Genomic DNA, 10,045 nt, shown 5'->3' on the forward strand with positions numbered 1-10,045 from the left:
ACGAGGCCCGGCCCGAGCCGGGCCTCGACCTGTTCCATCGGCGGTTTTTGACCTGGGTCAACGCGCTGCGATGAGACCTCCGGCAAGACTGCCCGATGAGAGCGGCTCCGTACTTTGCCGCCGTTGGAGATGCATGTGCTCGCCCAGACGCAGGTAGAACGGCTCGAGGCCGAAGCGGTGAATTCCGCGAAGTCGCGCCAGCCTCTCTACGCCGCGCGCAAGAAGATCTTTCCGAAGCGCGCCTCGGGCCGTTTCCGCCAGTTCAAGTGGCTGGTGATGGCGATCACGCTCGGCATCTATTACCTGACGCCGTGGCTGCGCTGGGATCGCGGCTCCTTCGCTCCTGATCAGGCTGTGCTTGTCGATCTGGCGAACCGCCGCTTCTACTTCTTCTTCATCGAGATCTGGCCGCAGGAATTCTACTACGTCGCCGGCCTCCTCATGATGGCAGGCGTCGGCCTGTTCCTGGTCACGTCCACGGTCGGGCGAGCCTGGTGCGGCTACGCCTGCCCGCAGACCGTCTGGGTCGACCTGTTCCTCGTGGTCGAGCGCGCGATCGAAGGCGACCGCAATGCCCGCATGAAACTGGACGCCGCTCCCTGGACGGCGCGCAAGCTGTTCCTGCGTTCCATCAAGCACGTCATCTGGCTGGCCATAGGGATGGCCACCGGCGGCGCTTGGATCTTCTACTTCGCCGATGCGCCGACATTGCTCATGGAAGTCGTGACCGGCACGGCGGCGCCCGTCGCCTATGTCACGATCGCCGTTCTGACAGGCACCACCTATGTGTTCGGCGGGCTGATGCGCGAGCAGGTTTGCACCTACATGTGCCCGTGGCCGCGCATACAGGCCGCCATGCTCGACGAGAACTCGTTGACCGTGACCTATAACGACTGGCGCGGCGAACCGCGCTCACGTCACGCGAAGAAGGCACTGGCCGCCGGACAGCTGGTCGGCGATTGCGTCGACTGCAACGCCTGCGTCGCCGTCTGCCCGATGGGCATCGATATCCGCGACGGCCAGCAACTGGAATGCATCACCTGCGCGCTCTGCATCGACGCTTGCGACGGTGTCATGGACAAGCTCGGCCGCGAACGCGGCTTGATCTCCTACGCGACGCTGGCGGACTACAACGCCAACATGGCGGTGGCGACCGCCGGCGGCACCAGTCCGGTCAATCCGGCGCTGGTGAGAACGCCGAGCGGCAGCTTCGCCGACGGATTGGCGCATTTCCACCTGAGCAAGATCTTCCGCCTGCGCACCTACATCTATCTGGGCGCCTGGTCGGCGATCGGGCTTGTCCTCGTCTATTCGCTGCTGACCCGCGAGCGGCTGGAGCTGAATGTCCTTCATGACCGCAATCCTCAGTTCGTGACGCTTTCGGACGGCTCGATCCGCAACGGCTACACCGTCAAGCTGCTCAACATGATCCCCGAGCCGAGAACGATCGAGGTTACGTTGCAAGGGCTGGACGGCGGCGAAATGAGCATCGTCGGCATCGACCAGCCCTCGAGCCGCACATTTGCCGTCGCGGTCGAGCCCGACAGGTTGAATGTCCTCAAGGTCTTCGTCCGCCAACCAACCGAGCTGATCAAAGCGCCCGTGCAGAGCTTCGAATTCCGGATCGCGGACAAGGCGAGTTCCGAATCCGCCCAGTACACCGCCAGTTTCAACGCACCCGAGAACCGCAAATGAGCACCGATACACGAAAGCCGCGCGAGTTCACCGGCAGGCACATGCTGGCCTCCATCCTCGCCTTTTTTGCGGTCGTCATCGGCGTGAACCTGACCATGGCAACTCTCGCCCGCCGGAGTTGGACGGGTCTGGTCGTCGAGAACACCTATGTTGCCAGCCAGCAGTTCAACGAGCGGGTCAGGGAAGGACGCGCGCAAGCCGCGCTCGGCTGGAAAGGCAAGTTGACCATCGCCCCCGGCGAGGTCCGCTACAGCCTTGCCGATACACAGGGAAATCCGGTGCCGCTTCACGGCGTCAAGGTCTTGTTCCGGCATCCGACCTACGAGACCGAGGACGAGGCTTTGACGCTCGCCGCGGCCACGGGCGGCGTTCCTTCGAAAACGGGGGAATTTGCCGCCCGGCACACACCGAGGGACGGCGTCTGGATCGTCGAGATCGATGCCGACGCCGGGCTGACATTGCCGTTTCGCGATGTTCGTCGCCTCATGATCTCGAAAGGAGCCCTGCAATGAGCTGCTGCGCACCGGGTGCCGCAATGGCGTTGGATATCGCCGATGCGGCGTCTGCTTCGCCCTCGAGTGACGAGATCAGGCTTGCCAGCCGCAACCTCGGCGGCGACATTCACCAGACCGAACTGTCGGTGCCGACCGTTCACTGCGGGGCCTGCATCCAGACGATTGAAGCCGCCCTTGCAAAGATCGAGAACGTCGACTCCGCGCGCGTCAACCTGTCGACGAAACGCGTAACGGTTCGCTGGCAGGGCGGCAGGGTCCCACCTTTCTTTGCCGTGCTTGGCCGGCTCGGCTATCAGGCACATCTTTTCGACCCCGAGACGCACGAGAAGGACAAGGCCCTCTCGGAACTGATCCGGGCCGTCGCAGTCGCCGGTTTCGCCGCTGGAAACATAATGCTTTTGTCCGTTTCGGTCTGGTCTGGCGCCGAGGGCCCGACGCGGGACCTGTTCCACTGGCTGTCGGCGCTGATCGCCATGCCTGCCCTCTTCTTCGCCGGCGGCATCTACTTCCGCTCCGCCGCGAACGCTTTGCGTCACGGCCGCATGAACATGGATGTCCCGATAGCGGTGGGCGTATCGCTGGCATATGCGATGAGCCTCTACGAGACCATCAACCACGGCGATCACGCCTATTTCGATGCCTCGGTCTCGCTGCTCTTCTTCTTGTTGATCGGCCGCACGTTGGATCATGTGATGCGCGAGCGGGCTCGAACGGCCGTCAATGGCCTTTCGCGACTTGCAGCGCGGGGATCGGTGGTGCTGCGCGATGACGGCACGCGCGAATACGTGCCCGTTGCCGAGCTGACGCCGGGGATGCGCCTGCTGATCTCGGCCGGGGAGCGGATTCCTGTCGACGGCGACATCATCAGCGGCAATTCCGATCTTGATTGCTCGCTCGTCTCCGGCGAAAGCACGCCGAAATCCGTCAGCGCCGCGACCCATGTCCAGGCCGGAACGCTCAACCTCACCGGTCCGCTGACGATGCAGGCGACCGCGGCCGCGAAGGATTCCTTCCTGGCGGAAATGGTTCGGCTGATGGAAGCCGCGGAAGGCGGGCGCGCGCGCTACCGGCGCATCGCTGATCGCGTATCGGCGCTCTACGCGCCGGTGGTCCATATCGCGGCTTTCGCGACCTTCCTTGGTTGGATGGTGGCGTCCGGCGATTGGCACCGGGCCATGACGATCGCCATCGCCGTGCTCATCATCACCTGCCCGTGCGCCCTCGGTCTCGCGGTGCCGATCGTGCAGGTCATGGCGGCCCGGCGCCTGTTCGAGGCTGGGATCATGGTCAAGGACGGCTCCGCCATGGAGCGCCTGGCCGCAGTCGATGCGGCTGTCTTCGACAAGACCGGAACACTGACCCTGGGCCGGCCCCGTCTCACCAATGCGTCATCGATCGATCCAACCATGCTGGCGATGGCGGCAAGCATGGCCGCGCATTCGCGTCATCCGTTCTCAAGGGCCCTGGCGATCCATGCCGGCGTTTCGGGCCGGCCTAGGCTTGTCTCGGTGCGGGAAGAACCCGGCTTTGGCATCGAGGCCGAAGCCGGCGGCGACATCTGGCGCCTTGGGCGGCGTGGCTGGGCCGGATGGAAGGCCCGGGCCGGAGGTGAAGGCAAGCTCGGCGGCCATGGCGGAACCGTTCTGTCAAGGAACGGCACGATCGTCGCGTGCTTTGCCTTCGAGGACGCGCCGCGGTCCGATGCCAATGCGGCTGTCGGAAGCATGAAGCGCGCCGGCGTGTCCGTCGAAATGCTTTCCGGCGATACGAAGAGAGCGTGCGGCGAGGTTGCCAGGTCACTGGGCATCGACAGCTTCGTGCCGGCGCTGCTTCCTTCGGGCAAGGTCGAGCGGATCGAGACGCTGGCCCGCGCCGGCCACAAGGTTTTGATGGTCGGCGACGGACTCAACGACACGCCCGCGCTTGGGGCGGCGCATGTGTCCATGGCGCCTGCCAACGCGGCCGACGTCGGCCGCAAGGCGGCCGACTTCGTCTTCCTGCGCGAAAGCCTGCTGGCGGTGCCGCTTGCCTTGGACCTGTCGCGCAAGGCAGGCCGGCTCATCCGCCAAAACATCGCAATCGCGATCGTCTACAATGCCTTTGCCGTGCCGATCGCCATCTTGGGTTATGTGACGCCGCTGATCGCAGCCATCGCAATGTCAGCGTCCTCACTGATCGTGATCGCGAACGCGATGCGGCTGAGAGGAGCCGCGACGGGGGCCGCTCCCCAGCAACGTGAGCGTCGTCAGCACCGCACCGTCATCGTTGAAGCGGCCCGTTGATGACCACGCTTGTCTATCTCATTCCCGTGGCCCTGTTCCTGGGAGCGCTCGGCCTGTCGGGCTTCCTGTGGGCGCTACGCAGCGGACAATACGAGGACCTTGATGGGGCTGCCGAGCGGATCCTGATCGACCCGGACGACAGCGAGAACGAAATCGCGCGCCGAAAATGAGGCAGATCAAAGCGCGGCCCGCCTAGAAGCCTCTAAACATGCGAGAAACGATGGAGGCTTACATGCAGGCCAGTGCCATAATGATAACCCCGGTGATCACGATTGACCCGGCAACCCCCGTCGCCGGCGCAGTGGAACTGATGCTGTCTAAGAAGATCAGCTGTCTGCCGGTCGTCGGCGCTGATGGAACGCTGGCTGGCATGGTCAGCGAAGGCGACTTCCTGCGTCGAGCGGAGCTTGGCACCCAGCGCGCGCGCGCACGCTGGCTGCAGTTCCTCCTGGGCCCCGGCAAGATCGCAGACGAATATGTTCGCGCCAACGGGCGGCGGGTCGACGAGGTGATGACAACGGATGTCGTCTCGGCGTCCCCTGGTGCCTCGCTCGCCGAAATCGTTGAACTGATGACCCGCCACGCCATCAAGAACGTTCCGATCGTCGAAGCTGGCGAGATTCTCGGCATCATCACGCGATCGGACCTCTTGCGCGCTTTGGCTCGTGTCCTGCCGAAATCGGGCGCGACGACCGCCGATGACGAGTTGATCCGCAGGAGCGTCGTCGCTGAGTTGCAGAGCCAATCCTGGTGTGGTGGCGACTTGATCGGCGTGACGGTGGACAACGGGGCTGTCGAATTGAATGGCGCGATCTTTGACGAGCGCCAGCGCAAGGCGGCGGTCGTGGCGGCCGAAAACGTCGCCGGCGTGAAGGCGGTCAAGGACAGCCTGTTCTGTGCGGAACCGTTTTCGGTGGTGCTTGTGTCCTAGAACGACGCCTGCCGGAGCCACACCGCGGTTCCGGTTCTGCCGGGGCTAGGTGGCCGCCAACGGGATCAGTGGTCCGAGAAGCAAGACGGCGAATGCTATCAGCGCTGCGCCAGCAACCCAGTCAACCGTGGTTCGGCCCCCGCTGAACCTGCTGCCAAGCAGGATCCAAAAGGTTCCCGTGACAGCCGTGGTCGCCAGCAGCACGACCCAGTACACACCCAGCGCCTGGGGCTTGGCGTCCGCCGGCACCATTGCCAGGCAATAGATGAATCCCTTCGGATTGATGGCACTTGTCGCGAAAACTGTAATGGCGTCGGCCTTTTTGGATGTGTTGGCGCCAACGCCAGGCATCAGACGCAGGCCAAGAACAACCAGCCATCCGGCTGCAACCAGCTTGATTATCAGGACGGCGCCGGGCGACACCAAAGGACGAAGCGAAAACCAGCAGGCGGATGCGATCCCGTACCCGCATGCCTGGGCGATCAACAGGGCGATCGCTTTCTCTCGCTTGATCGCTCCCGCCATCAAGAGAGCATTGGTCGGCCCTGGCGCGGCAAAAAGCAGAAATGCTTCAAGAAAATGCACACTGTTCAAGCTGTTTCGTCCCGTGGATGCCGACCAATTGATCGCGGAGGTCTCGCTTGCGGCGACTCTCGTCAGACCCTTGCTGGATCATCAATCTCCGCCGGGTGAGTGCCATGTTGGTGCTGTTCAAGACTTTGCCCGATGGCCATCCGTCAGTTCGACAGGAGGCGGCTGATGCCGCTCTCGTCGATCAGCGAGCGCGTGACACCGCCAAAAGCCCATTCCCTCAGTCGGCTGTGACCATAGGCCCCTGAAACGATCAGGTCGGCATGGATCGAGAGCGCAAAAGTCACGAGCTTGCCGCCGTCCGTGTCGCCTATGATCACCTCGCTTCGTGCGGTGATGCCGTGCTGCTCCAAGAAAACAACGATGTCGGCGAGGCTGTTTCGAACATCCTCTCCGAAGCCGGATTCCATGGTGGCGACGACCACCTCGTTTGCTTTAGCCAGGAGGGGCAAGGCATCAGACAGGGCCTACGTGCTTCCCGGCTGTCCTTCCAGGCGACAAGGGCAGTCTTGCTCAAAAAATGCTCGGCATTGGCCGCAGTGACCAGTACAGGCCGGCCTGCGCCGAGCACAACGCTCGCGATATCAACCTCCCGGTAGACATTCTCCCCGCCATCCGCTGTTACGATGAGATCGGCTGAACGAGCTGCCAAGCCCAGAGCGCGCGTCGGGCCGCATACGTGTTGTCTCCATTCGCTGCTGACCGAGGGCGGGACAAGCTTCTCGAATAGCTCGCGCAATTCGGCGAGACGTTTGTCGATCTCGAGGCGCTGGATCTGCATCACCTTGCCTTCGTGGACCATGCCTTCCCCCGTTGCGACCAACGGCGGAAGTCGGCGGCAGCGAGGCCGATCAGGTGAGCATCGAAGCGCTGCGCGAGCTCTGTTGCCAGATTGAGGATCGCCGCCGGGTTGCATCAACGGCTAGGTTGACGACCATCGTTTTGTAGGCCATTCGGGCACCTCGCCTGGAAGCGGAATACATCGTCATTTGCATACTGCGAACGAACCGCGCCTTGATACCGATCAAATGCTCAAAGCAGCCTGTTTGGCGAGCAGGCGGATGAGTGCTACATCATCCATCATTGCTCTTCCCCGATCCGGAGTTCGCTTGTGAGCAAGAAGGGGCAAGCTTCGCCCGAAACTGTGGCAAAAGCGGCCCAGCTGGCAGGCAGTCGACTGCAACACGACAATATGCCGGAACATGAGCTTCTTGCGCTGATGTTCGATCAGGCTCCAGGTTTCATGACCTTGCTCAGCGAGCCTGGGCACGTTTTCCAGTTGACCAATGCGGCTTACCAGCGACTGATCGGTCAGCGGCAAGTTATCGGCAAGCCGGTGCGCGAGGCGTTGCCGGAGCTCGAGGGCCAGGGCTTCTTCGAATTGCTCGATCGTGTCAGCGAAACCGGCGAGCCTTATGTGGGCCGCAATGCCAAAATCGTCCTACGCAACGCCGAGACGGGTATGGCGGAAGAACGCATCCTGGACTTCGTCAATCAACCCATTAGAGCCAGGGATGGCCGCATCAGCGCTATCTTCGTACAGGGCACGGATGTCAGCGACCTGTCGTTTGCCAACGCTTCACTGCAATTACGCGAGGATCACCTGCGTTCGATCCTGGCGACGGTGCCCGATGCAATGATCGTCATCGACGAAAGCGCCCTGATCCAATCTTTCAGTACGGCGGCCGAGACGTTGTTCGGCTACAAGGCCAGCGAAGTCATCGGTCAAAACGTCAAGTTGCTGATGCCCCCGCCTTACCGGGAGGAGCATGACGGGTATATGCAGCGTTACCTGATGACGGGAGAGCGCCGCATCATCGGGCTGGGCCGTACGGTGACCGGGATGCGCAAGGACGGATCGACCTTTCCCATGGAGCTCTCCGTGGGCGAAATGCACCCCGGAACGGGTCGCTTCTTCACCGGTTTCTGCCGCGACCTGACGGAACGCCACAGAGCCGAAGCGAGGATTCAGGAGCAGCAGCAGGAACTGCTTCATATGGCGCGGTTCACCGCACTCGGGGAAATGGCTTCGACACTGGCGCACGAGATAAACCAGCCGCTGACGGCGATCACGAACTATCTCAAAGGCAGCCGCCGCCTGCTCGAAAAGAGCAAAGACGACAATGCCGTCATGTTGGAGGATGCTGTCGAAAAGGCCGCCGAGCAGGCCTTGCGCGCCGGGGATGTCATCCGTCGTCTCAGGGATTTTGTCGCTAGGGGCGAAAGCGAGCGTCAGGTCGAACGTCTGCCGGCGCTGATCGAGGATGCCTCGTCGCTGGCTTTGGTTGGTGCGAGAGAGGCGGACGTGCGCGTCACTTACGATCTCGATCCGGGGGCCGAGCTTGTTTTGACCGACCGTATCCAAATCCAGCAGGTGCTGCTGAATCTGATGAGAAATGCCGTGGAAGCCATGCAGGGGCAGCCGCGCCGCGAGCTGCGTATCGTCACCTTAGCGCGGCACGACGGCATGACGGAAGTTAGCGTTATCGACACTGGTCCGGGCTTGCCCCCTGAGGTCTCAGCTCAGCTCTTCCAGCCTTTCGTCACCACCAAGAAGCAGGGCATGGGCGTCGGCCTGTCCATTTGCCGTACTATCGTTGAGTCCCATGGTGGTCATATCTGGGCAGAGTCGGCAGCCGGCGGTGGGACCGCATTTCGGTTCACTTTGCGCGCCGTGGAAAGGGAAGAGGTCGCCAATGGCCAGTGATGTCGTGCATGTGGTCGATGATGACGTCGACGTCCGCAAGTCTCTGGGCTTCCTTCTTGCGACAGCCGACTTTGCGGTGCGCCTCTATGAATCGGCAACAGCATTCCTGGCAACAGACCCGAAGGAGGTCGACGGCTGCATCGTCACCGACGTGCGCATGCCGGGCATCGACGGCATAGAATTCCTGCGGCAGTTGAAGGCTCGCGGCCATGCCGTGCCGGTCATCGTCATGACCGGGCACGCGGACGTGGCGCTGGCAGTACAAGCGATGAAGGAAGGAGCGGCCGATTTCATCGAGAAGCCATTCGACGACCAGGTGCTGATCGGCGCAATTCGCTCGGCGGTCGATAACCGTAACCGCGGGGTGGCGTCACACCCGCAAGCCGCCGACATTCGGAAAAATCTGTCCACGCTCTCGGATCGGGAACGTCAGGTGCTGGACGGTCTCGTTTCGGGTTTGCCGAATAAGACGATAGCCTACGATCTTGGGATCAGTCCGCGCACGGTCGAAATCCATCGCGCGAACCTCATGAGCAAGATGGGCGCCGGCAGTCTTTCGCATCTGGTGCGTATGGCTTTGATCGCCGATCCCAAGGGCTGAAAAGGCGTTGCGCGAAGGCAAGCACTTTGGTTGCGGAAAGCCGAACTGAAAACCGTTCCATACCTTCGGAATTGCTCTACGAGGGGTTCTGACAATCCTCTTGGCCTCTTTCCAGATGCCAGGCGCGCCAATGTGTCGGCCGGATATCGACCCGGATGCCGGTAACGGCATGCCGCCATCCCTCGCGCCCTTTTTCGCACGGAAATACAAGCGCGTGTAGGCCCTCCTCGTCCAGAACGGCTAGTTCGAGGCTGCGGCCAAACGGAGCGCTTGCGATTGGATTCCACATCCGGTCAGCGTGGGCCGAAAGGTGGCCCGGCGCTTTGATTTGGATCAGTTTTGGCGCGGCCTACGCCTAGAATCTGCGCATCTCACGACCAGGCGCCCTGCAATTTGACACAGCTCAAAGCGGCGCCCTTTCCTCGTTCGTAGTTTGGGTCCAGCGGATCGAACCGTCGCACCCACGGCGCGCCTCCTGAACAGGAAACTTACACATGAACTACCAGCGGTTCTTCGAAGACGCGATCGACCAGCTCCACGCCGAGCGGCGCTACCGCGTTTTCGCCGACCTCGAGCGCATCATGGGCAAGTTTCCACGCGCCATCTGGCGCTCCAACGGTCGCGCCCAGGAAATCACCGTCTGGTGCTCCAACGACTATCTCGGCATGGGCCAGAATCCGGACGTCATCGCCGCCTTCCAGAACGCGGCGGGCCGGATGGGCT

Annotated in this window: 10 protein-coding genes and 1 pseudogene; 8 read left to right on the top strand and 3 right to left on the bottom strand. The window is 62.4% G+C overall.

Annotated elements, in window-relative coordinates; all coding sequences use genetic code 11:
* Window positions 1-129 precede the first annotated feature (129 nt).
* From ccoG to EOA32_RS04070, 5 genes are all read left to right on the top strand, one after another.
* On the top strand, window positions 130-1,695 hold the full coding sequence (gene ccoG / locus EOA32_RS04050; RefSeq protein WP_128370953.1) for a cytochrome c oxidase accessory protein CcoG: 1,566 nt from the start codon (window positions 130-132) through the stop codon (window positions 1,693-1,695).
* Window positions 1,692-2,207: a FixH family protein gene (locus EOA32_RS04055; protein WP_128370954.1), complete on the top strand. Its 516-nt coding sequence runs from the start codon at window positions 1,692-1,694 to the stop codon at window positions 2,205-2,207. The genes ccoG and EOA32_RS04055 overlap by 4 nt, the downstream gene beginning before the upstream one ends.
* Window positions 2,204-4,492 (top strand): cation-translocating P-type ATPase, encoded by a 2,289-nt coding sequence (locus tag EOA32_RS04060; protein WP_128370955.1) that lies wholly within the window; start codon window positions 2,204-2,206, stop codon window positions 4,490-4,492. Before EOA32_RS04055 ends, EOA32_RS04060 begins: the two co-directional genes overlap by 4 nt.
* Complete coding sequence (gene ccoS, locus EOA32_RS04065; RefSeq protein ID WP_128370956.1) at window positions 4,492-4,662, top strand: cbb3-type cytochrome oxidase assembly protein CcoS; 171 nt, start codon at window positions 4,492-4,494, stop codon at window positions 4,660-4,662. Before EOA32_RS04060 ends, ccoS begins: the two co-directional genes overlap by 1 nt.
* Before the next feature lie 62 nt (window positions 4,663-4,724).
* Window positions 4,725-5,423, top strand: a complete 699-nt coding sequence (locus EOA32_RS04070; protein ID WP_128370957.1) for a CBS domain-containing protein — start codon at window positions 4,725-4,727, stop codon at window positions 5,421-5,423.
* A 45-nt stretch (window positions 5,424-5,468) separates the two neighbouring features.
* Here EOA32_RS04070 and EOA32_RS04075 read toward each other — a convergent pair whose 3' ends face one another.
* Together EOA32_RS04075 and EOA32_RS40755 are read right to left on the bottom strand one after the other, a co-directional pair.
* On the bottom strand, window positions 5,469-6,008 hold the full coding sequence (locus tag EOA32_RS04075; protein WP_245499153.1) for a hypothetical protein: 540 nt from the start codon (window positions 6,006-6,008) through the stop codon (window positions 5,469-5,471).
* A gap of 152 nt (window positions 6,009-6,160) precedes the next feature.
* A complete protein-coding gene (locus EOA32_RS40755; protein WP_348632187.1) occupies window positions 6,161-6,439 on the bottom strand; it encodes a universal stress protein in 279 nt (92 codons plus the stop codon).
* A gap of 767 nt (window positions 6,440-7,206) precedes the next feature.
* Here EOA32_RS40755 and EOA32_RS04085 point away from each other — a divergent pair.
* Window positions 7,207-8,721 carry a PAS domain S-box protein gene (locus tag EOA32_RS04085; protein ID WP_128370965.1) on the top strand — a complete coding sequence of 505 codons (1,515 nt, stop codon included), beginning with the start codon at window positions 7,207-7,209 and terminating at the stop codon, window positions 8,719-8,721.
* Window positions 8,711-9,322: a response regulator FixJ gene (gene fixJ, locus EOA32_RS04090; protein WP_128370959.1), complete on the top strand. Its 612-nt coding sequence runs from the start codon at window positions 8,711-8,713 to the stop codon at window positions 9,320-9,322. Before EOA32_RS04085 ends, fixJ begins: the two co-directional genes overlap by 11 nt.
* A 76-nt stretch (window positions 9,323-9,398) precedes the next feature.
* Here fixJ and EOA32_RS39620 read toward each other — a convergent pair whose 3' ends face one another.
* A complete protein-coding gene (locus EOA32_RS39620) occupies window positions 9,399-9,611 on the bottom strand; it encodes a hypothetical protein (RefSeq protein ID WP_127239738.1) in 213 nt (70 codons plus the stop codon).
* A 205-nt stretch (window positions 9,612-9,816) separates the two neighbouring features.
* On the opposite strand from EOA32_RS39620, the pseudogene EOA32_RS04100 reads away from it, so the two are divergent.
* Window positions 9,817-10,045, top strand: a pseudogene (locus tag EOA32_RS04100) (5-aminolevulinate synthase); the annotation flags it as partial.

Source organism: Mesorhizobium sp. M1A.F.Ca.ET.072.01.1.1, from assembly GCF_004023325.1.
GTDB lineage: Bacteria > Pseudomonadota > Alphaproteobacteria > Rhizobiales > Rhizobiaceae > Mesorhizobium.